Below are 24,336 nucleotides of genomic sequence, written 5' to 3' on the forward strand. Positions count from 1 at the left end.
ATGAAAAATGGGAAGTGCCCCGCTTCTGTCCTATAGTGAGGGCAGTTGTGCACTCATTCCGCAATCGCCGGAGCCGGGGAGGGGGTCACGCAAATGGGGCAGGCGCTGGGTCAGGACGTGCCGGAAAAGGCCGCAGAGATATTGTCATTCTGGTTCGGCCCGGAGTGGCGGCAAATGCCCCTGCAAGCAGATCCATCCAGGAATGCCTTGTGGTGGCAGGCTGACCCGGCGACGGATAAATACATCCGTGAACGTTTTGGTCGCTTGACCGATCAGGCATTGGAGGGTGGCCTGGAGCCCTGGGCCCATACCCCCCTCGGTCGCCTGGCCCTGATTCTTCTCCTCGACCAATTCACCCGCCACCTTTATCGTGATCAGGCAAAGGCCTTCGCAGGCGACCAGAGAGCGCAATTGTTGTGTCTCAATGGCCTCGACCGAGGTTCAGACCAGGCATTGGCGCCCTTGCAGCGCGTGTTCTTCTATCTTCCGTTGGAGCACGCCGAGGATGCCGGGCTGCAACGCCGCTGTGTGCAGCTTTTCCAGTCCTTGCTGGAATCTGTACCAGAGCCGGATCGGGAATCGTATCGGTACTACCTGGAATTTGCCCGCAAGCATCAGGAGGTGATCGATCGTTTCGGACGTTTTCCTCACCGGAACAAAGCCCTCGGCAGGGACAGCAGCTTCGATGAGGAGCGCTTCATGAGGGTGGAAGGGCGTGGCTTCTAGCGGTACTACCCGAAAATGACGAGGATGTCAGCATGATCGATTATGCAGTGAGCCGAACGGTGCTCGCCATACGCCAGCTCAATTTCAAGGGGCTGGGCGGGCTTGAGTTGGTTTTTGCCGGCATGGGATATGACATCCGATACCTGGATGCGCCCAACGATGATCTGACCGCAGTGGATGCTGGCGAGGATGACCTGATGGTGGTCCTGGGCGGCCCACCCAGTGCCCTGGATGATAGGCGATACCCCTTTCTGATCGACGAGCTGCGCCTGATCGAGCAGCGCCTGGCCAGCGGTCGGCCCTTACTGGGCATATGCCTGGGGGCACAGCTTCTGGCTCGGACTTTGGGCGCCAGCATCCATGAGGGGGCTGCCGAGGAGCTGGGATGGTGGCCGGTGCAACTGTCACAGGAAGGTCGTGCGGGACCGTTGCGCTTTCTTGACCAGGTGCCGGTGCTCCACTGGCACCGGGATGCCATGGCCCTGCCCGAGGGCGCCCGGCGTCTGGCCTGGACGGACGATTGCGACGTTCAGGCTTTCTCCTGGGGCGATGCGGTCATGGGGCTGCAGTTCCATCCGGAAGTGGATTGCACCGCGATGAACCAATGGTTGGTCGCCCATGTCAGCCAGCTGGATGCCCATCCCCTGCAATCCGTGGAGCGTCTGCGTGAGCAGACCCAGCGCTGCAGTCCGTGGATGCAGCGGCGGGCATCGGCCATGCTCAGCGACTGGCTTGCCGGCCTGGATGAGCGCCGCCTGTTACGAGGCGCAGTCAGGGGAAGTGGCTGAGAGCTCATGGGCCGCCGTCAGCGTGCAGGGCACGCACAATGGCCATCACCGCCGCCAGGGCGGAGACCGCCAGCAGAGCGGGGCGGAGCCAGCCGCCATCCAGCCACTGAGCAGCGCGGTCAGATAGCCAGAAGCCCATGAGGGCGGCGGGCAAGAGGCTGATGCCCAGAATGATCTCCTCTACCCCGAAGCGTCCGGCCCAGGCCAGGGCAAGCAGGGAGAATATGCCCCCTGGCAGAAAGCAGGCGGACAGGGTGCCCCGCAAACGGGGGCCACTGAATTGCTGAAAGGCCAGGGCGAGTGGTGGGCCGCCGATGGCCGTGGTCGTGGCCATGAAGCCGGCGGCACCCCCCGCGCTGAAGCGCAGGATCGGACCGGGCGATGGCCACGGGCGTCCCAGGCTGAGGGCAACCCCCAACAGCACCAGAACACCGAACAGCAGGCCCAACAGCTGGTCAGAGACAATCCCCAGAATCATCCCTGCCACCGCCGCTCCCAGCGCCTTGCCGGGAAGTGTCCAGGCTACGTCTGCCACTGCCACCGCCCGCCAGTCCCGAAGCAGAATCAGTGCCGGCAGGATCATGCCGATAATGATCACGGGCGCCGGCACCAGCAGGGGATTGACCAGGAACAGCAGCGGTGCACCCAGCAAGGCCACCCCAAAGCCGATACTGCCTTGCACCGTGGCGCCTACCACCACAACCAGGCAGGCCAGAAGCCATTCCACGCTGTCGATGGGGAAATCCACTGACTTTCTCCTCGATTCTCGTCATCCCGTCACCAATAAAATCAGTGACTTGCCTTTATGGTTACATTAACGCAAACTCCCCCGATCGGTGCCTGGAGGCGCAACCGCTTTCCTGGGGGGGGGAAGGTGCACTGTGTTTCGGCATGATACACGGGAGCAAACATGTCAGAAGGGCTTAATGATGGCGCTCTTCACAGGGATCGTGATGCCAATTTGCTGTTTGCGCGAGGATTGGCGCTGATGCTGTCGGGCGTGGCCTTGAGTGTGGTCGCCCTGATCTTTCTACCCCGGCTGGAAGGTATTGCCCAGGCCTATCTGGTCTTCGGTGGTCTTGGGCTGAGCGGGTTGCTTGTCTACCTTATCGGTGCCCGGCCCGTCTGGTCCACTGGCGCCCTGTCCGAACCCCGCAGTGAGCCGTTAAGGGACTAGGTGCGTCCCTGTCTCTCGCGACTGACCGCCAGCCCCATGGCAGCCAGCAGCAGCGCTGCGCCCAGCCACCCCCAGCCCCCCAGCCGTTCGCCGTGGAGCAGCCAGGCCAGAATGTTGGCCGTCAGCGGCTCTGCCAGAATCAGCAGGCCCGCCGTCCCGGAGCTGACCAGCCGAAGGCCCGCATAGAACAGGACGTAGGCCACTGCGGTGGGCATCAGGGCAATCCAGGCCAGTGCCGGCCACGTGGGTCCTTGGTTGGGCGGCAAGGCCCAGTTCCCCGGCATGACCACCACGGCCAATGCCACGGCCGCCACGGTCAGGCTCAGGGCAGTGGTCCACAGTGGGTCCTGCTCTGCCGGCAGCCCACGACCCGCCAGGGTCAGTACCGCGAAGCAGAAACTCGCTGCCAATGCCATGGGCAGGCCAAGACGCAGCCCTGCCGCACCCGGCAGCTCAGGGCCGCCACTGCCACTCACGACCAGGATCATGCCGATCACTGCCGCCAGCAGGGCCATGCCCACTCGCGCGGACGGTGCCTCGCCGTAGACTGGCCAGGCCATCAGGGCGGTGAGAATGGGAATGGTACAGATCGCCAGCAGCGTTGCCATGGCCACGCCGGTCGCCGCGATGGCGGAAAAATAGCCGGCCTGGAAGCCGGCCAGGCAGAGACCCATCAGCAGAGTCAGGCCCAGGGGACGCAGTCCCTCGACTGGCCTGCGGGGAGCGATGATCGCTGCCAGCGCCAGGAGCAGTGGGGCCGCCAGGCCCATGCGCCAGAAACCGATCTCAAGGGCGGTGGCGGTTTCCGACTCATAGATCCAGCGTGAGGCGACGCCTGCCGTTCCCCAGAGGCAGGCGGCACCGGCTACCAGCAGGGCACCCGCCATCGCCGGCGAGGGGGAAGTGAGGGTCCTGGGCTGGGCCATGCTGATCATCCTTGCCAGAAAATATTTAGCTGCCACTATACAAGGGAGAGACACAGGGAGGGGATGGCATGTTGAGAGGGTTAGTCGTATTCGCCATGGGCTTGCTTGTGGTTGGCTGCGAGCGCTCGGACGAGGCGCCCACGCCCACAGGCAATGGCGGTGGCTATGTGGAGACCGGCGATCTCCCTGCCCTGGAGAGTCGCGGCCAATTGCGCATCCTGGTCCATCGACGAGCCGAGGATTATCTCCCCAGGGACGGATATCCCTTTGATCTGGAACGCCAGATGGCCGAGCGCTACGCCCGGTCTCGCGGCCTGGAGCCCGTGATTGTGCCCCTGGATGATTATGGTGATTTGATCCCTGCACTCCTGGACGGCCGCGGTGATCTGATCGCCGCCAACATGACTGCCACCGCTGATCGCCGTGATCAGGTGAATTTCACGGTCGGTCTGGACCAGACACGGGAGTTGGTGGTGGGTCGGGCCGATGGCCCGCAAGCGGATTCGGTGGAGGCCCTGTTCGGGCATCGAGTGGGGGTGATGCGGGACACGGCTTTCTGGGAAGTGGCCCAATCACGTCTTGCGGACCGTGAAGGTATTGAGTTGATCCCCCTGCCTGCCACCCACAGCAGTGACGATGTATTGGATGAACTGGCAGAGGGGGCGTTTGATTTCGCCATCCAGGACAGCAACGTGCTGGACGTTGTTGAAAACTATCGGACGGAGCTGCGCCGCCAGTTCCCCCTGGGCGACTCGCGGCCGCTGGCCTGGGCGGTGCGTCCGGACAATCCGGAGCTCGAGCGCAGCCTCAACCGCTTCCTCACCCGTGAACGCCTGACCCGGTCGGAGATCGAGGCCCACCGGGATGATCTGGCGGGCATCCGTGAGCGTCGCGTGCTCAGGGTGATCACGCGCAACAATGCGGCCAGCTACTACCTCTATCGGGGAGAATTGGTCGGTTTTGAATACGAATTGGCAAAACGCTTTGCCGATGCCCTTGGTGTTCGCCTGCAGATGGTCGTGGCCCGTGATCACGAGGACATGATTCCCATGTTGAAGGAAGGTCGTGGCGACATGATCGCCGCCTTCCTGACCCGCACGGATGAGCGTGAGGCCAGAGGCATCCGTTTTTCCCGCCCCTACCATTACGCCACCGAAACGGTCGTCGCTCGCAAGGGCGAGGCACCTCTGGATTCGCCCGAGGACCTGGCCGGACGTACCCTTCATTTGCGCCGCGCCAGCAGCTATTGGGGGACGGCTCAGGCCCTTGTCGAGGAGGGTATCGAACTGGAATTGGCCACTGTCCCGGCCAATATGGAGACCGAGGAAATCATTGCCCGGGTGGCGACCGGAGAATTCGACCTGACCGTTGCCGACAGTCACATCCTGCAATCCAAGATGACGACCCGTGATGATGTTCATGGGGTATTGGCACTGGGCGAGCCAGTGGCCCATGGCTGGGCGGTTCGCGAGGACACCCCCCGGCTGTTGGCGGCGATCAATGGTTTCTGGGATGCCGAGTATCGGGGCTTGCACTACAACATTTTCTATCGTCGCTATTTCGAGGATGACAGCCGGATTCGGGCTCACCGAGCCGGGCGGATCGGGCCCATGGATGGGGGTGAACTGTCGCCCTGGGATGAGCTGGTCCGGGAATACGCTGAGCGCTATGACTTTGACTGGCGCCTGATTCTGTCCCAGATGTATCAGGAATCCCGTTTTGATCCCGAGGCGGTATCCTGGGTCGGTGCCAGGGGTTTGATGCAGGTCATGCCGCGAACCGGGCGGGAACTGGGCATGTCGCCCCTGGATGATCCCGAGGTAAGCGTTCACGCCGGTACCCGCTATATGGACTGGTTGCGTGATCGCTTCCCGGATCGCCTGCCCGTGGACGAACGCACCTGGTTCAGCCTGGCGGCCTATAATGCCGGCATCGGCCACGTTCGTGATGCCCGCCGGTTGGCGGCCAGCAAGGGCTGGGATCCGGATCGCTGGTTCGGTAACGTGGAGGAGGCCATGCTGCTGTTATCCGAGCCTCGCTATCACCAGCAGGCCCGGCATGGTTATGTTCGGGGGCGCGAACCCTACCACTACGTCCGCCATATTCGTGATCGTTACCGGGCCTATGTCAGCCTGACCGAGGACTGAAACTTCATGGCCAGTGTCATCAACCCGCGCATCCCCGAGTTTCGATCCTGGCCAGCGGCCAGAGTGGATAGGGGCGATGTGATGACCCTGGTCCGCTTTCTGGAAGCTCACCCCCGCACTCTGGTGCTGAGTGGGGCCGGGTGCAGCACGGATTCCGGCATTCCCGCCTATCGCGACGCCCATGGCCGCTGGACCCGGCGGCAACCCATCCAGTACCAGGCCTTCATGTCCAGCGAGTCCACCCGTCGTCGCTATTGGGCCAGGAGTTATCTGGGCTGGCCGCGCATGCAGGCCGCCCGCCCTAACCCCGCCCACCGGGCCCTGGCCGAGCTGCAATCGGCCGGACTGCTGGGCGGCCTGGTGACCCAGAACGTGGATGGCCTGCATCAGCGTGCGGGTTCCTCGGACGTGGTGGAGCTGCACGGGACCCTGTCTCGCGTCCTCTGCCAGCACTGCGGTCTGAAACTGGGTCGGGATGCACTGCAATCTGAGCTGAATGCCTGTAATCCAGGCTGGCAGGCCCGGGTTGAGGGCATCAACCCGGATGGTGATGCGGAACTGGATGAGGCCGCGCACCGGGGGTTCAACTTTATTGATTGCCCCGAGTGCAGCGGCATTCTCAAGCCGGATGTGGTCTTCTTCGGCGAGAACGTCCCTGCACAGCGGGTGGAGCGGGTTCGTGCCTTGCTCGGTGATTGTGATGCCCTGCTGATAGTCGGCTCATCGCTGGCCGTATGGTCCGGCTTCCGATTCGCCCGGGAAGCGGCCCTGGCAGGCCTGCCCGTGGTCGCCGTCAATCAGGGCCGCACCCGCGCCGATGACCTCCTCCGTTTCAAGGTGGAGGCCTCCTGTCATCAGGTCCTGGCCACGGTGGGTGAAAGATTGGCCGCGCCCAAGGTGTTTGGCAAGGATCGCTAGTTCAGCCTCGGGCTTGGGGTGAATAGGCTGGGCTGCTCTTGCGCCCAGGCCCCCAGGTCCGGGACCTGGCCAGCGAGGCCGTCAATCAGGGCCCGCCTGGCTGACGGCATTTGCAGCCAATTGGGACTCCCCAGGCGGAAGTCCATGTCCTGCCAGAAACTCCGTAATCGATTGCCCAGCATTGCCCGGGGGATGATCGGCAGGGGATAAAGCCCCTCGAGGTCAATCAGCGAGAGCCGTGGCTCTGTCTGGTCATAGTGGTTGAAGTGAACAAAAAAATTGTGGCAGCGCGGGTCCTGGTGATGAATCCCGGCCTTGTGCAGGCGCCCGAAGACCCTTCCCATGGAATGCAGCAATAACCTCAAACGCGGCATTTCCGTGCCCACCTGCTTCAGCCATTGGTCCAGTCGTACGCCGCCCACATCACGGGTGACCACATAGGCGAGGGGGCGTGGCTGAGATCTTGCCCGCAGAATGCCACAGGACTCGGTACTCGCCGAGTCGAGTCCGGCTGCCTGCAGCCTCTGGGCCATCTCCCGAGCATGATGGGGTGGTCGGAGCCGGTGCTTGATTCGGTCGCGCAGGCGACAGATGGGCATGGCCTTGATGAACAGGGGGAGGCCTTCGGGGCAGTTCAGCTTGACCACGCGGGTCCTGCAGTCATCGCCACGGGCGAGCCGGGCAAGCAGCTTCTGTACTCTCGAGTGATTGCAGTCAATTGGATCTATCTGTTGAACCGGGGTCACGAGGTTTCTCCGCCAGGACGTTGGCGGATAGACCCGGTCAGGGCGGGTGTCGTTACAAAAAAAGCAAGGGCCGTGGCGGCGGCCCTTGCTTGCAGAAGGCGGCCTGCCTACTTCGTCGCGGCGGCAAAGCCCTCCGGCTTGATCGCCAGGACGTCGCATTCCAGGTTGCCGAGAATGGCCTCGGCGGTACTGCCCATGATCAGGCGGGTCAGGCCCTTACGGGTGACCGTGCCCATCACCAGCAGATCCACGCCCTGTTCCCGGGTGAAATCGGGAATCGCACGGCGCGCGGTGGCATCGATGAAATGGGCGTGGCTGGGGTCAACGTCGAAGCGGTCAGTGAGTTGCCGCAGGGCATTGCGGTGGTGAGTGGCGATTTCCTCACGGACCTTCTCGAATTGCAGCGCAGGACCTTCAATAGGTGAGTTGGCCCCCAGGGGCTGGGTCTGGCAGGCGTGAATGACATCCAGCCGCGCCTCATAGTGCTTGGCCAGGGATTGGGCGGTGGTCAGAATGCGTTCATCCAGTTCCGCCGGCTTGCCGCGCTCATGGAAGGGGTCCACCGCAGCGGCGATACGTCCGGGCTTGTCCTTGCTGGTGGACTTGACCAGCATCAGGGGGACCGGGCAGCGGCGCAACAGGTGCCAGTCCAAAGGGGTGAAAAAGGCGCGCGACAGACGGGAGCCGGCGTCGCAGTCCTTGACCACCAGGTCGTAGTCGCCCTCCGCCACTGTCTCCAGGACCTTGTCCGCCAATGGTCGACCGGTCTTCACACGGGTCTCGATCTCAATGCCATCTTCCCCCAGGGAGTCAGCCAGGTTGTTCAGCCACTGGGCCGTCTCCTGCTCCCAGATATCGATGGCCTGACGGGTCAGGGCATCCCCCATCAAGCCGGATTCCACAATCGTCTGGTGGTCCTCGAACACCGCCAGGGTGAGGCTGGCACCGTGGTCGCGGGCCATGGCCAGGGCTCGCTGTGCCGCCCGGTTCTTGTCCAGGGACGGGTCGAGGATGGCGAGTATGCGACTGGTCTTCATGGCTGGGTTCTCCTTCGGCATTGTTTCCCGGGCCATCACTGCCCCAGCAGCGAGGTCCGGTTCATATTCGAATTCTCTTTCCCAAGATACTATTCGTGGTTCAGGGAAACCAGATTGATCTGCATCAAGCGAGCCGTGATTCGGTCGGCATTTGAGTGCGGACGGCGGAAGTGAGAAGCTGTTACCGGTGGAGGGGGTCCACGTGGATGAAGAAGGAGGTAGTCCATGATCAAGCGAATGCTGATCCTCATGGTCCTCATGGCTTTGCCGGCACTGGCCTGGGCTCATACCTGCCCGGCTTACGAGGATATGATCAACGAATCCCTCGAAATGGCGGAGGAGATGGGCCTTTCCGATGAAACCGTGACGGAAATCGAGTCGTTGCGGGACGAGGGCATGCGCCATCACGAAGAGGGCGATCACGACACGGCCATCGCCCTCTTGGACGAGGCCCTGTCTCTGATTGAGAGCGGCGGCTGATCAGCCCGGCCGGTGCGGGTCCCCGGCAGTCTGCCGGGGACCGATTCTCAGCGTGGCCCGAGATATGAGGACAGGGTGCGGTGGAAGACAATCCCTACAAGCAGGCGGAAGTTCGGGCCCGGGCCCTGCGTGATTTTCTGATCCACCTGCTGATCTTTGTGCCCTCCGCCGGTCTGTTGCTGCTGTTCCAGTGGCTGGCGGGCGAGTCTCAGACCTGGATCAACTGGCTGCTGCTGTTCTGGCTGTTCGGCCTCGGTCTGCACGGCATTTCCCTGCTAAATCCCTTCGCCCGTGTGATGCGCCTGCTGGATGAGGATCGCCTGCGGGACCGCAGTCGCCGCTAGCCGCTCAGCCGCCAGCCGATCCAGGCCAGCGAAAAACCCACCAGGAATGCCAGACCCAGCCAGCTCAGTCCCCGGAGGACGGGGCCGGGGCGCTCTGCTGTCGGCATCCAGGGGCCGGTCACTGCTCGCAGGTTGAGCCAGGCGAGAATGGGGGCCGAGAGAAAGGAGACGGTGGTGGCGAAATCCACCAGGGTGGTGAAGGCGCCACCAAAGTAGCGAATAATCACCAGGGCGCCGGCGGCGACCAGCAGAAAAGCGGCAACATACACCCTTGGCCCGCTGTCGGGGCTCATCTCCCGGCCCGGCAACAGAAAACCCGCCAGGGCGGTGAGCACGCGGGGATAGGCATCGCTGACCGCCAGGGTCGTGCTGAACATTACCACCAGAGCCGTGAATAGAATCACCGGCACACTCCAGTCTCCCAGCAGCTGGCCGTAGAGTTGGGCGAACTGGCTGGAGAAGGCCACGGCACTGTCCGAGAAGCGCTCACCGCTGCCGAACATGACCAGGGCGCCGAGCACCAGGAAACAGGCGGCCAGCAGGGTGGCGCCGGCATAACCGATCTTGAAATCCAGCAGGGCGTGGCGGACGCTGACCCGCTGACCGGTGCTGCGGCTACGCTCCATGGCCCATAGAGAGTGCCAGGCGGCCACATCCAGAGGGATGGGCATCCATCCCATCAACGCCAGCAGGAAGGCAATGCCGGCGCCGGTCCAGAGGCTGGACAACGGCGGTGCTGCGGTTTCCGCGGTCCATTCGCCGGGATTGAGCAGGGCGAGACTGACTGCGGCCAGCGTCAGGACAGCCAGCACGGACATGATCAGTTTCATGCTCAGGTCCAGGCCCCGGAAACGCCCCAGCAGCAGGACCAGGCCGCATACCGCCAGGATGATTGCGGAGATCAGCACAGTATCCAGTTCGGGTGCAAACAGGCGGCTGGCCAGACCGGCGGTCACCAGGGTCACGCTGGCCAGAATCACGAACATCGTACCCACAGTGATCAGGACATAGAGGGACAAAGCCCAGCGGCCCTGGCGGCGATAGGCGGCAAGCAGGCTTTCACCCGTCGCCGCGGTATAGCGGGGACCAAATTCCAGGAAGGGATATTTCAGCAGGCAGGTGATAAGGACCAGGCCCAGGAGCAGCAGGCCGTATTCGGCCCCCGCCCGGGTTGCCTGCACCAGATGCGATACGCCCACGGCGGCGCCGGCCATCAGCAGACCGGGGCCGAGGGCATGGAGCCAGGCACGGGGTTGGGCTGACGCTTGCGTCACGGATACTTCTCCCTGGGGAATTTTGCGGGCCCTTGCGGGTCGAAAGGCGAAAGTAAAGCGCATTGGTGCCGCGGCCTGCAAATCCGGCCTCTCCCCAGGCCGGGGTTTTTCTGCCGCAGCCTTGATTTTGGGGCCCTTGGATGGAGACAATCTCCCCATGAGCGAGAATAAAGCAACGTTTGGTGCCGGCTGTTTCTGGGGCGTGGAAGCCCGCTTCCGCGAGATTGACGGGGTGCTGGACACCCAGGTCGGCTATCTGGGTGGGGATTTCGAGAATCCCAGCTACGAAGACGTTTGCTCCGGCGAGACGGGGCACGCTGAAGTGGTCCAGATGGTCTATGATTCAGAGAAGGTGTCTTATCAGGCCCTGCTTGAGGTGTTCTGGGAGATGCATGACCCCACCAGCCTCAATCGTCAGGGCCCGGATGTAGGCAGTCAGTATCGATCGGCGATTTTCTATCACGATGAGGCTCAGCGGCAGGCGGCAGAATCTGCGAAGCAGGCCCTGCAAGCATCCGGGCGTTTCCAGCGCCCCATCGTGACCGAGATCAGTCCGGCATCGACCTTTTACCGCGCGGAGGAGTATCATCAGCGGTATCTGGAAAAAAAGGGGCTGTCGAGCTGTGCCATTTGAAGCACGGCCGGCGGCGGTTTTCGTGGCGGGGGGTCACGGCCGAATTAGGGATGGGAGGCAGCAATGGGCAAGATCAGCAGTAGCGAAGATACCGACGGCGGCGACGATCGCCGGGTATTCGGGCGCATCGACACCCAGCACCCGGTCAAGGTGCTGGACGGGCGGGATCATGCCCACCCGGCCCTTGCCCTGGATATTTCCCTGACCGGTCTGCAGTTGCTTTGCAACAATGAAACCGCCCGGCAGCTCCTGCCTGACAGTGTCCTGCGGGGGGAGCTTGGGGGCGAGGAATTGCGGGTGCAGATGCAATTGCCTCTGAAGGATGGCCGCTATTCCAATGTGGATGCCCGCTGTCGGGTGGTGGCCTGCCGGGACGATGATGGCGAGCGCTTCCGGATCGGGCTCCGCTATATCTGGTTTGAAAATTACACCTACGACGACCTCGAGCGGTTTATCGACGACTGGCTGCACTAGCTGGTCCTCCCGCCCGCCCCTGAACCCGCGATGAAACCAATCCACGGTGCCGAAGTCATATCGGTGTCGTAGGCCGTCCTGCTACCCTCTTCGGGTCGCTTTGACCGCACTCAGGCGGCGGATGGCTGCGTTTTGCCCGCCGTGATGCCGGGTGAGATCCATTCAAGCATGACAATATGAGGACCAGATGATGCACAAGACAATGAGCGTCTTGCTCTGCGCCGGCCTGTTGGCCGCCTGTGGCCAGGATGACCAGGACCGGGATCGGACTCCTGAGCCGGCCAAGGGCGAAGCCGAGCTGGGCGTGGACATGGCCAACATGGATCACGATGTTCGGCCCCAGGATGATTTCTTCCGCTTCGTGAACGGTGGTTGGCTGGAGCGTACCGATATCCCGAGCGATCGTGCTCGCTACGGCAGTTTTGACGAGCTGCGTGAACAGGCCGAGGCCCATTTGCGTGAGCTGGTGGAAGAGGTCTCGGAGCGAGAGAACCTCGAAACCGGCTCAGCGGAGCAAATGATCCGCGATCTCTATCAGAGCTTCATGGATGAAGACGCCCTTGAGGCACTCGGGATGGAACCGCTGGAAGACCTGTTCGCCCGCATCGACGCGGTCGAGGATCATGATGAGCTGCGCCGGCTGCTGGCCAAGCTGCCAGCTTACGGTGTCTCCGGCCCGTTCAGCTTCTTTGTGCGCCAGGATGCCCAGAACTCCGACCAATATATCTCCTACCTCAGCCAGTCCGGGCTTGGTCTGCCGGATCGGGATTTCTACTTTGATGACGGCAATCAGGACGTTCGTGAGGCCTATCTTGAGCATGTGGAGCGCATGTTTGAGCTTGCCGGTCACGAGGACCCTGCGGCCGCTGCCGAGCGCATCATGGACACCGAAACCCGTCTGGCCGACGGTCATTGGACCCGGGTCGAGAACCGTGACCCGGTGGCCACCTATAACCTCAAGTCGGTGAGCGAACTCGGAGAACTGGCGCCGGATTTCGACTGGGCCGCCTTCATTGCCGACATTGGTGCCGACGATGTGGAGTCGGTGGTGGTTCGGCAGCCGGACTATCTGGCAACCGCTGCCTCGGTAATCGCCGATACCGATATCGAGACCTGGCAGGACTATCTCCGCTGGCGGGTTCTTTCCAGCTACGCCAATTATCTGTCCAGCGATTTCGTCGAGGCCCGCTTCGATTTCTCGGGGCGCGTCCTTCAGGGACTGGAAGAGCAGAAGCCCCGTTGGGAGCGTGGTATCGACGTGCTCAACCAGGTGATCGGCTTTCAGCTCGGCAAGCTCTATGTGGAGCGTCATTACGATGACGAAGCCAGTGAGCGCATGGCCGAGATGGTGGACAACCTGATGATCGCCTTCGAGGAGACCTTGCGTGAATCGCCCTGGATGAGCCCGGAGACCCGCGACGAGGCCCTTGCCAAGCTTGAGAGCTTCAATACCAAGATTGGCTATCCGGACAAATGGCGGGACTACGACGGCCTGGAAATCGATCCGGATGACCTGGTGGGCAATATCAAACGTTCCCGCGCCTTTGAATACGGACGCATGCTGGAGCGCTTGGGGCAGGAAGTGGACCGGGACGAATGGTTCATGACCCCGCAGACGGTCAATGCCTATTATTCACCTTCCATGACCGAGATTGTCTTCCCGGCTGCCATTCTGCAGCCCCCCTTCTTTGATGTGGATGCCGATGACGCCATCAACTACGGCGCCATTGGCGCGGTCATTGGCCATGAGATCAGCCACGGCTTTGACGACTCCGGTCGCCGTGTGGATGGCGATGGCAACCTTCGCGACTGGTGGTCCGAGGGCTCCGAAGAGGAATTCCAGTCCCGCGCCCAGGTGCTGGTGGACCAGTTCGATGCCGAGGAACCGCTGGAGGGGGTCAACATCAACGGCCAGGCCACCCTGGGCGAGAATATCGCCGACCATGGCGGTCTGCGGGTGGCCTGGCGGGCCTATCAGCTGTCCCTGGAAGGAGAGGAGGCGCCGGTAATCGAGGGCTTTAGCGGCGATCAGCGCTTCTTCCTGGGCTGGGGCCAGATCTGGCGCATCCAGTTCCGCGACGAAGCGCTGCGTCAGCACCTCCAGACCCGCCCCCATTCACCGGGGGAATTCCGGGTCAATACCACGCTGCGCAACATCCCGGGCTTCTACGAGGCCTTCGACCTGCAGCCCGGTGATGCGATGTACCTGCCGGAGGACGAGCGGGCCAACATCTGGTAAAAGCCGCTTGAGGCTTTGCATGAAAAACCGCCACCCGAAAGGGTGGCGGTTTTCTTTTGGTCGGCGGATCTACTGGGTCTGGTAGCGGGTGGTGATTTCGTCCCGCACATTGCCCTCAATCAGTGCCTGCAGGGCCTCGTCAAAGCGCTCGACCAGGGATTGGTCCACGGATTCACGGCTGAACATCAGTGTTACCTCGCCGCTGCTGAGCTCCTGTTCCAGTCGGGCCACCTGGTCTTCCAGGCCCAGGCGTCGCTGCACCGACGCCGCCACGAAGGGGTCTTCGATCAGGGCGTCAATGTCATGCTCCAGTAGGCGCAGGAGGTTGATGTCCCCAATCCGCGCACTGGTGAGGTAGCGCTCGTAGTCCGGGTTGGCGATCACCGCTTCGGCCTCGTCGCCATAGAGAAAGCCTTCCGTCAGTCCCACCCGACGCCGTTGTTGCAGCAGACTTTCCAGGCTCTCATCCTGGTACAGGTCCAGATCCTCGGCTCGTACCCAGATGGCGAAGGTCTCATCCCGGTACGGGATGCTGAAATAGGCGAATTCCTCGCGGGCAGCCGTGCGCGTGGCACCCGGTATGAAGTCGATCTCCCCGTCTCGCAGGGCTGCCAGCAGGGATACGAAATCCGCCTGGTGATACTCCAGTTCGCAACCGGCCTTTTCCGCTGCCGCGCTGACCAGCTCCACATCCAGGCCGGCGACTTCGCCGGTCGGGGTGCGGTATTGGTAAGGCTCCCAGGGGTCCCAGCCCATCACCAGCTCACAGTCCGTTGTGGCCTCAGGGGTCTCTGCCACGGCGTCGTCATCCACCGCTCCGTTCTCATCCGGGGCCTCGCAGGCCATGAGGAACAGGAGCAGGAGACACCACGCCAGGCCATGCATTGTTGTTCTGTTCATATCGCCTCCTGGACCATGTCATTGTCAGTCATTGGGCCAGGGCACTGTGCCCCGCCCTTACTCATAGCTTAGAACGGGGATGTGAGAGCACAAGGGGACTAGGGCAATATCAGGACAGTGATTTCCTCGCGGTCATGGTATAGCTGGCGGGCCCGCAGGCTGGCGCCTGCTCCCGCCCGAGCGCGCAGTTCGGCCAACAGGTCCCGGGCTACCGGCCAGGGCCGTTTCATGGGCAGCTTGAGGTTGAAGACTACCCTTCGGGCCCAGCCTGTCTGCAGCCACTGGCCCATTCGGGCTGCCACCCGCGCTGGTTTGTCGACCATGTCGCAAAGCAGCCAATCGACAGGAGCGGCGGGCTGCCAGGTGAAGCCATCGCCGCGAACATGATCCAGCAGGCCGCTGTCCAGCAGGCTTTTAGCCATGGGGCCATTGTCCACCGCCGTGACATGGATGTGGCGGCGCACCATCTGCCAGCTCCAGCCGCCCGGCGCGGCACCCAGGTCCACGGCGGTCATGCCAGGCTGCAGATGGGTCTCCCGCTCCTCTGGCGTCATCAAGCGGATCAAGGCCTCTTCCAGTTTGAGCGTGGAGCGGCTGGGCGCGGCCGACGGCATCCGCAGACGCTGAATGCCCCCGGCCGGCTCGGCCGGATCCTGATTGCTGCCCACCGCAACGCGAGTGGAATCGGGAAAAAACAGGTGCAGCACGGGGGCACCCTCGGCATCCAGACGGATACCCTTGTCCTTCAGCGCCCGCCGCAGGGCGGGAGTGAAGGCCCGAACAAAACGGGAGAGGCCCTTGCCGGCATTGCTGTCCGGGACGCTGATCTGGAGGCCCCCAAAGCAACTCCCGCCGGGCAGTGTTTCGATGATGGGGCTGATGCGGTCCTTGCCGGGGAGCCCCTCCAGCCAATGCCATTCCCTCAGCACCTGCCGCGGGAACAGATAATCCTGCGGTAGATGACGGTTCATGGCCGCTGTCTCGGCTGGGTCGGCGCAGACCAGTCTAAGCCAGGCCTCTCCCGGCCGGGCGATGGCATAGGCCGAGGCAATCCCGGCCGCCCGCGCCCTTTCGTCCAGCTCCGCCGCAGCCGCTGACTCCATGCCGGGGCGGCAGTGGGCCAGCCAGGCATGCACTGGCGGTCTTGTTATCGGATTGTCACTCACCCCTGTTTCTCCTGCTGACTTGCCGGGATGGTTTTGCCCCCCCGTGCTTGAGCTTTGCCACGGATTGGGGCAATGTTCTGCCCCGAGCCCGGGAGGGCCCCATTGCCGAGACGCTTGATTGGAGAAATGCCATGGCCGCCAAACGCCTGCCCCGTGTTGTCACCGTTCCCCTGGTGCTGTTGGTCATTGTGTTGCTGGCCTGGCTGCTGCTACGCATGTTGCCCTCGGGATTTGAGACCGATCTCAGTCTGGTGGGGACCGGTGAGCCGGCCGTGGTGCTTGTCCATGATCACAATTATGTCGAAAGCGTTACCCTGATGGAGAATCTGGCTCGGGTCCGGGATCAGCATCCCGAGGCCATGCTGTATCTGGTTGCCGATCTCAATCATCCTCGGGGCCAGCGTTTTGCCGATAACCAGGACGTGGATGCGGTCACGCTGGTGTTGTTTGATCTGCACGGCAACCGGGTGGCCACCACCCGTAGCGTCAAGGACAGTGGCGAAATCGAGCAGTGGCTGGCAGATCATCTGCCGCCTCTGTAATCCCGGAAACCATCAAAAGCGGCGCCCGAACAGCAGGCGCGTGGCACCCCCGCCCTCGATGGCATCGTGACGCACTCCCACCCAGCCGCCATCATCGATCTCCAGTGACAAGCTGAGATAGGCGTGGCTGTCCGGCCGCCACTGAAGCCGCCTGTCGCTGCGGCCGTCCTCATCCCGGCGGGTCTCTTCGCCGTTCAGCCAGTGGCGGGCAACGCCAATGCCAATGCCCAGATGCCGGCCTTGCCAGTCCAGGCCAAGCTCCGCGCGGCCCTGGCGCATGTCCACTTCGACATCCCCCTCGCCCAGGCCGCCACTGACCGCCATCCAGTCATGGTCCAGATTCCAGCGCAGAGCCAGGGGGCTGCCGGTCGGATGGCGACCACCCAGACCGAACCCCAGCAAGTGGCCGCCCAACCTCGGGGTTTCAACCGTGTCCGCGGCTTCAAAGCGCATTGACGGCAGCCCCAGGCGCAGATCACCCCATAAGCCGGCGGTCAGGCCTTCCCGCAACTCAATGACCCCACTCTGAAGGCTGAAGCGACGCGCCTCATCGGCCACCGTGGGCCGCAGGGTCTGGCTCTCAATCCGCGCCTCGTAGGCAACCCCTCGCTCCGTCAGGGCCGGCATGGGCAGGAGCAAGAGAGCCGAAAACAGGCCGGTGATGCGTCGTGGCGATCCGCCCATGGCAGCCCTCCAGGCCGGGATTGGCGATAAGCGGGTTTGCTTTATCCGTCTCAAGGTAATATACCAAGGGCAGCGTCCAGACCCGTGAGTTCCAACAGCAATTTGTGGGATAGTGACGCCTGTGGTCCGGGGGGTAGAGTCCCGCGGCGGCTGACCGGAAGGGCAGCGGCCGCATTGATGACCGGGGGAAGCTTGCAGAGCAAGGCCTTCAAAAACGATCGATTCATCGGTTTCGCCGTTGTCCTGCTGGTTGCCCTGGCCGGCCTCGCCGGCCTGTGGCGCGGCCTGGACGGGCAATTGGCTGAATGGGGCATGCGACTGGCCCCGGAAAGGGCTCCCGGCGAGGCCGTGCTGCTGGTGGATATTGATGACCGTAGCCTGCAGCGCTTCGATGACTGGACCAGTCTGGCCGCCGCCGTGGGTGAGGCGGTGGGCATGTCCCGTGGCGCGGGTGCCAGTGTTACCGCCCTGGTGCTGCCCCCGGATTGGGGCCTGGCAGGTCCGGTGGCTGATGCCACTCTGGCGGCTCGCCTGGAGGGTCTGGGCCCGGTTCTGTTGGGCCTGCCGTATCGCAGCGCCACTGGTGGCAGCGATGGCGGACCCCTGCCGAGGGACTGGATTCCCCCCTACATGCTCGACAGCGCTGTCAGCGCCAATATCGAAGACCCGATCAATATCCGCATCCTGCGTCGCATGGCGGCGACGCCGGCGCTGCCCTCCGGGCGCCTCGTCCCGGCTCACCCGGGATTGAGCAGCGAGGTAACGGGGGTCGGTTTTCTGCCCCGGGTGGAGGATCGCCTCGCATCCCGGGAACCTCCCGCGCTGTTGCGCAGCGACGATCATTTTCTGCCCGCCCTGTCCGTGAATATTGCCGCCCACATCCTCGGTGCTGAGGCAGCTGACATCCGTACCCAGGATCCCAGCGACCTGGCGATTGGTGGCCGGCGCGTGGTGACTGATGTCAGCTATCGTTTTCAGCCTCATTTCTATTCTCTGGATGGCGAGCGGGCCCTGCCCCGTGTCAGTCTCGATCTGCTCCTCTCGGAACGTTTTGATCCCGCCAGCCTGCAAGGTCGCGCCGTGATCATCGGCACCTCGTCCGAACAGTGGGCCCAGGCCATGCCCAGTCCCACGGGGGGTGTGCTCAGTCCCATGGAAGTCGTGGCCCAGCACGCCACTGCCCTGATCAACGGAGATCTCTATTCGGCGCCCGTGTGGGTCGCCGTGGTGCCGTGGGCCGTGCTCTTCGTGGTGGCCCTCTATCTGGGTTATCTCCTGCCCCGGGTGGGGTTGGCCACTGGGGTTGCCCTGACACTGCTGTTGGCGGTGATCCTGGTCAATCTGCAGTTGGTGCTGCCCATGGCCCGCATGTTGCGTTTGGACCTGGCCATGCCGGTTGTTGCCCTGCTGTCGGGACATTTCGCTCTGGGGGCGAAGCAGTACCTCAGCGATCGATACCACCATTTCCGGCAGACCCTGTCCGATCTCAATCGCCAACTGGCCGAGGCCTGGCGGGCCCAGGGCCGGCTTGATGCCGCCTTTGAGCGGCTCAAACAGTGTGAGCCAGATCAGCGCGTCCTCGACCAGCTCTACGACCTGGGCCTGGATTTCGAGCGTCGCCGCCAGTTTGCCAAGGCACAAAGTGTTCTCCGTCACCTGTCCAGGCTGTCCCCCGGCTTTGCCGATGCGGATGCGCGGATCCGCAAGCTTGGGGTGCTGGAAAGCAAGATGGCCCTGGGTAGCGGCCGGGGCGGGGTTCGTTCCCTGGTCCTGACCGAGGATGGCATGCAAAAGCCCATGCTGGGTCGCTACGAGATCGACAAGGAGATCGGTCGTGGCGCCATGGGTGTGGTCTATCTGGGCAAGGACCCCCGCATCGGCCGCACGGTGGCGGTCAAGACCGTTGCCCTGTCGGAGGAATTCGAGGGAGAACAACTGGAACAGGTGACCGCCCGCTTCTTCCGTGAGGCCGAGACCGCCGGCCGCCTCAATCACCCCAGTATCGTCACCATATACGACGTGGGTGAGGAGGCCGACCTGGCCTATATCGCCATGGACTATCTGGACGGCACCAGCCTGCAGCGCTACACCCGGCCGGGCAAATTGCTGCCCGTGCCCACGGTCTTCGACATCGTCACCCAGGTGGCCGAGGCGTTGAACTATGCCCATGGCCATAACGTGGTCCATCGCGACATCAAGCCGGCCAACATGATCTATGATCGCCGCACCCGGCGGATCAAGGTTACCGACTTCGGTGTGGCCTGCCTCACCGATGCCAGCAAGACCAAGACCGGGACCATCCTTGGCACGCCCTCCTATATGTCACCGGAGCAGGTATTGGGCCGGCGGGTAGATGGTCGCTCCGATCTCTTCTCCCTGGGTGTGACCTTCTATCAGATGCTGCGCGGCGAATTGCCCTTTGATGGTCAGCCCCTGGCCACCCTGATGTACAAGATCGCCAATGAAGAGCACCCGGACGTGACCCATCTGCGCCTGGATCTGCCGCCCTGCGTCCGCCAGATCATGAACAAGGCCCTGGCCAAGAAGCCCGAGGACCGCTTCCAGAGTGGTGCGGAAATGGCCGCCGCCCTGCGCCAGTGTCGCCGACAGGTGGTGGCCATGGCCAGAAAGACCCAGGGCGAGCCGGCCAAGAGCAAGACCTAAGGAGCCTCTGATTAATTCATTGGCTGCGGGTGCGAATGAATTAATCAGAGGTTCCCTAATCCCGTTTCAGGCGCTGAAAGTAGTCACGGGCCGCCGCCAGGACTCTGGGGGACAGCAACAGGGTGGCGGTCATGGTCGGGATTGCCATGAGCGCATAGGCGCTGTCGATGATGCCGAAGACCGCCTCCAGCGAGACCACCGCGCCAACGACGATCAGCGCGGTATAAAAGTACTTGTACCAGTGCTGGCGCTCCGCGCCGATGAGATAGCCCAGGCACTTGGCGCCGTAGTACCAGAAGGTGAACATGGTGCTGGAGGCAAAGATCAGCACCACGAAAGCGATTACCCAGGCCCCCAGCTCGCCGGGTAGCACATCGCCAAATGCCATGGCGGTCATGCTCACCCCGCCCAGATCCTCCTGCTGCCAGACACCGGTGACCAGGATCACCAGGGCGGTGCAGGTGCAGACGATCAGGGTGTCGATCACCGGCCCCATCATCGCCACCAGCCCTTCGCGCACCGGTTCCTTGGTTTTTGCCGCCCCATGGGCCATCACCTCGGTGCCGATCCCGGCCTCGTTGGAGAAGGCCCCGCGCATGACCCCGATGGTGATCATGCCCAGGACCCCGCCGCCGATGGACTCGGCGGTGAAGGCATCGCGAACGATGAACAGCAGGTGGCCGGGCAGATCGGCCACATGGGCGGCCAGCACCCCGGCGGTCATGAGCAGATACACCGCCACCATGCTCGGCACCAGGCGGGCGGCCACATAACCGACACGCTTGATGCCGCCAAAAATGACCGCAGCCACGATACCGGCCACCAGCAGCCCGAAGATCAGATCGAAAGTGAAGTGATTGTCAGGGTCCACCAGCTCCGCCGGCACGAAGATCACATCCCGCACGACCTGGGTGAGCTGATTGATCTGCACGATGGGCAGGGTGCCGAACAGGCCAACGACACAGAAAAAGACGGCCAGCCAGCGCCAGCGTTCACCCAGGCCTTCCCGGATGATGTACATGGGCCCGCCCTGGAGCTGGCCGATGCTGTCCCGGCCCCGGTACATGATCGACAGGGTGCAGGTGAAGAACTTGGTCGCCACGCCCACCACGGCGGTCACCCACATCCAGAAGACCGCACCTGGCCCGCCCATGCCGATGGCCACCGCCACCCCGGCGATATTGCCCAGCCCCAGGGTCCCGGAGAGTGCCGCCGACAGGGCCTGGGCATGGGTGATGTCCCCGGGGTCGTCGGGATCATCATATTTGCCCCGCAGAATGGCGATGGCGTGGCCGAAATAGCGGTAGGGGCCCATGCGGCTGTAGATCAGAAAGTACAGGCCCCCGCCCACCACCAGAATGATCAGCGGCGGCCCCCAAAGAAAGCCGGACAGGGCCTGAAAGGCCTCGCCGATGGTCTCCATGCTCTCGCTCCCCGGGCTGTGCGAACGTCACAGAGCCTAGCATTCCCCGTGCTCGGCTCGAAATCTGGGGCCTCGGGGGGCCTCACGTGGGGGATGGCAGCGTTGGACCGGCTGTTCCAAGCTGGATAGAACCAAAAACTCTGTACCTTCCGAAGGGGAGCGGGTCATGGAAAAGCTCTATCCTGAGAATCTGCTGCGTCTGCTCGCAGCGCTCATTTTGTCACTGGCCGTGGCGGTGATCCTGCCGGCCTGCGGGGGCTCGTCCAGCAGCGACGATTCCGATGCGGGGGAGAACGGCGATGATGACGACAACGGCGACGATGACGACAACGGCGACGACAATGGTGATGACGACGACGATGACGACGGTTTCGCTGTCGGCGGCAATCTCAGCGGTCTTTCGGGTGGCACCCTGGAGCTGCTGCTCAACGACGATGATCTTCTGGCGCTGAGCGACAATGGCGCCTTCAGCTTTGAAACCACCCTGGACGATGGCGACAGCTATGAGGTCACCGTCGACAGCCATCCGGATGGCCAGCAGTGCCAGATCGACAATGCCAGTGGCGTCATTGATGGCGAGGATGTGGATGACGTCGAGGTGAGCTGCAGCGCCGAAGCCGTCGCCCAGGCCTGGGCCGAGCCCCGCAATCAGGCAGTCGAAGTCGATTGGGATGCGGCGGGTGGCGCCAGCTACAGCCTGGTGTGGTCCACCGACCCCGACATGGACCCGGAAAACTATTCCGCCCACGATGGCAGTGGCAGCGCCAGTGACATCGAGCCCCCCTACCGGGTGGAAGAGCTGGACAACGACCAGCGCTATTACTTTGCCCTGGAGGAAGACGGTGCCGGCTTCGGGCCCGTGTTCGGCAGCCGCCCCATGGCGCCGGTGACCGATATGTGGGCCCGGGCCGTGATGTTTGATCAGGATGACAACCTCTTCTTCGGCGGGTCAATGACCGCTGGTGCCCGCATGAGCGGGGGCTTTGTGGCGCTGGAGCGGGAACACTACACGCCCCTGCCCACTGCCAAGGTGGGCGGTCGGGTTCGTGCCATGGTAAGCGATGGTGAAGATGGCTATTTCCTCGCCGGTGACTTTGATTACATCGACGGAGAGGAAAGGCAGATGCTTGCCAGGGTTGACGAAGATGGTCGCCTGGACAGTGATTGGCAAGTAGATATAGATGGTTGGATGGTCAGCGAATTGCTGTTTCACGATGATCGGCTCTATGTTCGCGGTAGTTTCACCGCAATCAACGGAGCCAACGTCGATGGGATCGCCAAGCTCAACAGGCAAGGGGATGTACTGGCGTGGGAGCTAGACCATGATGCGAGCATTAACCGGATGACTATGCACGACGGCGAGATCTACGCCGTCACGACGCTGGAAATGACTGCCGGCGACGAGGAGGAAGGGGTTGCCCGCTTCGCCGATGACGGCAGCTTCCTGGGCTGGGTCGCACAGATCGATCCTGATGAGACTATCTCCCACATGACGGTTGCCGAGGATGGTGCTGTCTACATGGCAGGCAATTTTACCGAGGTTGATGGTGAGCCCAGGGATGGTTTTGCCAGGATCGATGAAAATGGTGACTTGTCGGCGCTGATGATTGACCATGGCTTCAATTGGGTCGGCGCTCTTCTCGTCACCGATGATGCCATCTATCTTGGGGAGTCGCCCTTTCCATCCCTATCCACGCCTCTGAAAGCTTTTGATCGCGACACCGGTGATGAGCTGAACTGGCCCGAGGCGCAGCCCAACTATGGCAACCTCGGCTGGTCCGTCGGGGTGTCTAACATTCAGGAAATCGATGGCAACATCCTGGTTACCGGGCTGTTTCGCTACATCGGTGGCGAACGGCAGAAAAACTATGCTCTCTTCTCGCCGGAGGGAACACTGCTTGATGGGCCGGAGTTGCGTCTGCCCCGGGGTGCGAGCCGGGTGATTGTCGAGGACGACCGCCTGCTTTTCGCGACCACGGGCACGGTCTGGGATCTGCAGGATCCCCGTGGCATTGGCACACTGGATATGGCCGGTGAGTTTCGCGACTGGGGGCCTGGCATGGGTTCCACGGTCACAGCCTTTGCGGAGACTCATGACTATATCTATGTGGGTAGCCTGGGCGAGCGCACGGCTGAAGGGATTCGAGTCGATGGGGTGGCCCGTTTTGATCGGCTTACCGGGGCCTTTGATCTGGGTTGGCAGCCTGATCTGGAGCTGGAGGATGGCAGCTCCCTCCCCAACCCCCGGGTTACGCGGCTACACGCCCTGGGCGATGCCATCGTCATGGGTGGCAGTTTCGCCGAGGTCAATGGCACCAACCGCAATGGTTTTGTCGCCCTGGATGCCGGCGGCAACGTGCTGGCGGACTTTCCTGATCCTGAGGGTGGCAGTATCGGGACCATGGATGGCTCCGATGATGTGCTCTATGTGGGTGGTGATTTTGACACCCTGGACGGGCAGTCCCGCGATTATATCGCCGCCATCGACGCCGATGGCAATGTCACCTCCTGGTCACCGGAGCTCGACGGATCAGTGAGGCATATCAGCTACCACGACGGCATAATTTACGTGGCCGGCAATTTCGACACCGCCAATAGTACCCCCCGTGACGGTTTTGCAGCCTTCAACACCGATGGTGTACTTCAGCCGTGGAATCCGTCTTCGGATCTAGATGCCCAGTTCGGTCTTGGTGCCACCTCGCTGGGTGTATTCATCGCTGGCGACTTCCTGGAAGTGGATGGCCAGGAGCGTGACGGGATTGCTTTGGTGGATAAGGACTCGGGTGCAGTGAATGAGGATTTTGAGCTCCTTGCTGGCCCGGGTGCCAACCTTGTCCCCGTGGCTGATGTCGCCGAACGGAGTGATGGTGTCGTTTGTATGGTGGTTTCCAACTGGGTAGGCCAAACTGCCGACTATTATGATGGGCAGACTCGGCAGGGCCTGATCTGTATCGATCAGGACCTGTCCCTTTACTGGTAAACCGCTATTTGGCGTGAGCTGTACGAAGAGGGGCACCCAAGGGTGCCCCTCTTTTTTCTTGCAGCGA

The 24,336-nt window shown here is 62.7% G+C and carries 22 protein-coding genes; 13 read left to right on the forward strand and 9 right to left on the reverse strand.

What is annotated here, in order from left to right; all coding sequences use genetic code 11:
* Window positions 1-93 precede the first annotated feature (93 nt).
* Both VCB98_RS04795 and VCB98_RS04800 read left to right on the forward strand, forming a co-directional pair.
* A complete protein-coding gene (locus tag VCB98_RS04795) occupies window positions 94-726 on the forward strand; it encodes a DUF924 family protein (RefSeq protein ID WP_346050767.1) in 633 nt (210 codons plus the stop codon).
* 32 nt (window positions 727-758) lie between these two features.
* Window positions 759-1,514 (forward strand): glutamine amidotransferase, encoded by a 756-nt coding sequence (locus tag VCB98_RS04800; RefSeq protein WP_346050768.1) that lies wholly within the window; start codon window positions 759-761, stop codon window positions 1,512-1,514.
* A gap of 4 nt (window positions 1,515-1,518) precedes the next feature.
* Here VCB98_RS04800 and VCB98_RS04805 read toward each other — a convergent pair whose 3' ends face one another.
* Window positions 1,519-2,262, reverse strand: coding sequence for a sulfite exporter TauE/SafE family protein (locus VCB98_RS04805; RefSeq protein WP_346050769.1), 744 nt, complete (start codon window positions 2,260-2,262; stop codon window positions 1,519-1,521).
* Window positions 2,263-2,424: 162 nt separating this feature from the next.
* On the opposite strand from VCB98_RS04805, the gene VCB98_RS04810 reads away from it, so the two are divergent.
* Window positions 2,425-2,691: a hypothetical protein gene (locus VCB98_RS04810; RefSeq protein ID WP_346050770.1), complete on the forward strand. Its 267-nt coding sequence runs from the start codon at window positions 2,425-2,427 to the stop codon at window positions 2,689-2,691.
* Here the strand turns inward: VCB98_RS04810 and VCB98_RS04815 are convergent.
* Window positions 2,688-3,617, reverse strand: a complete 930-nt coding sequence (locus VCB98_RS04815) for a DMT family transporter (RefSeq protein ID WP_346050771.1) — start codon at window positions 3,615-3,617, stop codon at window positions 2,688-2,690. The two genes, VCB98_RS04810 and VCB98_RS04815, sit on opposite strands and share 4 nt — an antisense overlap.
* A gap of 68 nt (window positions 3,618-3,685) precedes the next feature.
* Between VCB98_RS04815 and VCB98_RS04820 the strand changes: the two genes are divergently transcribed.
* Window positions 3,686-5,764 (forward strand): MltF family protein, encoded by a 2,079-nt coding sequence (locus VCB98_RS04820; RefSeq protein ID WP_346050772.1) that lies wholly within the window; start codon window positions 3,686-3,688, stop codon window positions 5,762-5,764.
* A 6-nt stretch (window positions 5,765-5,770) separates the two neighbouring features.
* Window positions 5,771-6,682 carry an NAD-dependent protein deacetylase gene (locus VCB98_RS04825; protein ID WP_346050773.1) on the forward strand — a complete coding sequence of 304 codons (912 nt, stop codon included), beginning with the start codon at window positions 5,771-5,773 and terminating at the stop codon, window positions 6,680-6,682.
* Here the strand turns inward: VCB98_RS04825 and VCB98_RS04830 are convergent.
* Both VCB98_RS04830 and VCB98_RS04835 read right to left on the reverse strand, forming a co-directional pair.
* The gene (locus tag VCB98_RS04830; protein ID WP_346050774.1) at window positions 6,679-7,329 is read right to left on the reverse strand and encodes a lipopolysaccharide kinase InaA family protein; all 651 of its coding nucleotides are present in this window, start codon (window positions 7,327-7,329) and stop codon (window positions 6,679-6,681) included. The two genes, VCB98_RS04825 and VCB98_RS04830, sit on opposite strands and share 4 nt — an antisense overlap.
* Before the next feature lie 206 nt (window positions 7,330-7,535).
* Window positions 7,536-8,465, reverse strand: coding sequence for a universal stress protein (locus VCB98_RS04835; RefSeq protein ID WP_346050775.1), 930 nt, complete (start codon window positions 8,463-8,465; stop codon window positions 7,536-7,538).
* A 225-nt stretch (window positions 8,466-8,690) separates the two neighbouring features.
* On the opposite strand from VCB98_RS04835, the gene VCB98_RS04840 reads away from it, so the two are divergent.
* Window positions 8,691-8,945, forward strand: a complete 255-nt coding sequence (locus VCB98_RS04840) for a PA2433 domain-containing protein (protein WP_346050776.1) — start codon at window positions 8,691-8,693, stop codon at window positions 8,943-8,945.
* Between the two features lie 80 nt (window positions 8,946-9,025).
* Complete coding sequence (locus VCB98_RS04845; RefSeq protein WP_346050777.1) at window positions 9,026-9,289, forward strand: 2TM domain-containing protein; 264 nt, start codon at window positions 9,026-9,028, stop codon at window positions 9,287-9,289.
* Here VCB98_RS04845 and VCB98_RS04850 read toward each other — a convergent pair.
* A complete protein-coding gene (locus VCB98_RS04850; RefSeq protein WP_346050797.1) occupies window positions 9,286-10,503 on the reverse strand; it encodes an NRAMP family divalent metal transporter in 1,218 nt (405 codons plus the stop codon). The two genes, VCB98_RS04845 and VCB98_RS04850, sit on opposite strands and share 4 nt — an antisense overlap.
* 217 nt (window positions 10,504-10,720) lie before the next feature.
* Here VCB98_RS04850 and msrA point away from each other — a divergent pair, with 217 nt between their 5' ends.
* The 3 genes from msrA to VCB98_RS04865 all read left to right on the forward strand — a co-directional run bounded on the left by msrA (window position 10,721) and on the right by VCB98_RS04865 (window position 13,910).
* Window positions 10,721-11,197 (forward strand): peptide-methionine (S)-S-oxide reductase MsrA, encoded by a 477-nt coding sequence (gene msrA / locus VCB98_RS04855; RefSeq protein WP_346050778.1) that lies wholly within the window; start codon window positions 10,721-10,723, stop codon window positions 11,195-11,197.
* Between the two features lie 63 nt (window positions 11,198-11,260).
* A complete protein-coding gene (locus tag VCB98_RS04860) occupies window positions 11,261-11,671 on the forward strand; it encodes a PilZ domain-containing protein (protein WP_346050779.1) in 411 nt (136 codons plus the stop codon).
* A 187-nt stretch (window positions 11,672-11,858) separates the two neighbouring features.
* A complete protein-coding gene (locus VCB98_RS04865; protein WP_346050780.1) occupies window positions 11,859-13,910 on the forward strand; it encodes a M13 family metallopeptidase in 2,052 nt (683 codons plus the stop codon).
* 69 nt (window positions 13,911-13,979) lie between these two features.
* Here the strand turns inward: VCB98_RS04865 and VCB98_RS04870 are convergent, their stop codons facing one another.
* On the reverse strand, window positions 13,980-14,810 hold the full coding sequence (locus VCB98_RS04870) for a substrate-binding periplasmic protein (RefSeq protein ID WP_346050781.1): 831 nt from the start codon (window positions 14,808-14,810) through the stop codon (window positions 13,980-13,982).
* Between the two features lie 98 nt (window positions 14,811-14,908).
* Window positions 14,909-15,976 carry a 23S rRNA (cytidine(2498)-2'-O)-methyltransferase RlmM gene (gene rlmM / locus VCB98_RS04875; RefSeq protein ID WP_346050782.1) on the reverse strand — a complete coding sequence of 356 codons (1,068 nt, stop codon included), beginning with the start codon at window positions 15,974-15,976 and terminating at the stop codon, window positions 14,909-14,911.
* Window positions 15,977-16,107: 131 nt separating this feature from the next.
* On the opposite strand from rlmM, the gene VCB98_RS04880 reads away from it, so the two are divergent.
* The gene (locus tag VCB98_RS04880; protein ID WP_346050783.1) at window positions 16,108-16,518 is read left to right on the forward strand and encodes a hypothetical protein; all 411 of its coding nucleotides are present in this window, start codon (window positions 16,108-16,110) and stop codon (window positions 16,516-16,518) included.
* Between the two features lie 12 nt (window positions 16,519-16,530).
* On the opposite strand, the gene VCB98_RS04885 is transcribed toward VCB98_RS04880, so the two are convergent.
* On the reverse strand, window positions 16,531-17,202 hold the full coding sequence (locus tag VCB98_RS04885; RefSeq protein WP_346050784.1) for a hypothetical protein: 672 nt from the start codon (window positions 17,200-17,202) through the stop codon (window positions 16,531-16,533).
* A 192-nt stretch (window positions 17,203-17,394) separates the two neighbouring features.
* On the opposite strand from VCB98_RS04885, the gene VCB98_RS04890 reads away from it, so the two are divergent.
* Window positions 17,395-19,866, forward strand: a complete 2,472-nt coding sequence (locus VCB98_RS04890) for a CHASE2 domain-containing serine/threonine-protein kinase (protein ID WP_346050785.1) — start codon at window positions 17,395-17,397, stop codon at window positions 19,864-19,866.
* Between the two features lie 55 nt (window positions 19,867-19,921).
* Here VCB98_RS04890 and VCB98_RS04895 read toward each other — a convergent pair whose 3' ends face one another.
* A complete protein-coding gene (locus VCB98_RS04895; RefSeq protein WP_346050786.1) occupies window positions 19,922-21,289 on the reverse strand; it encodes an alanine/glycine:cation symporter family protein in 1,368 nt (455 codons plus the stop codon).
* 166 nt (window positions 21,290-21,455) lie between these two features.
* On the opposite strand from VCB98_RS04895, the gene VCB98_RS04900 reads away from it, so the two are divergent.
* A complete protein-coding gene (locus tag VCB98_RS04900; protein ID WP_346050787.1) occupies window positions 21,456-24,269 on the forward strand; it encodes a hypothetical protein in 2,814 nt (937 codons plus the stop codon).
* The last annotated feature ends 67 nt before the right edge of the window (window positions 24,270-24,336 follow it).

The organism is Natronospira elongata (assembly GCF_034931365.1).
In the GTDB taxonomy this organism is placed as follows: domain Bacteria; phylum Pseudomonadota; class Gammaproteobacteria; order Natronospirales; family Natronospiraceae; genus Natronospira; species Natronospira elongata.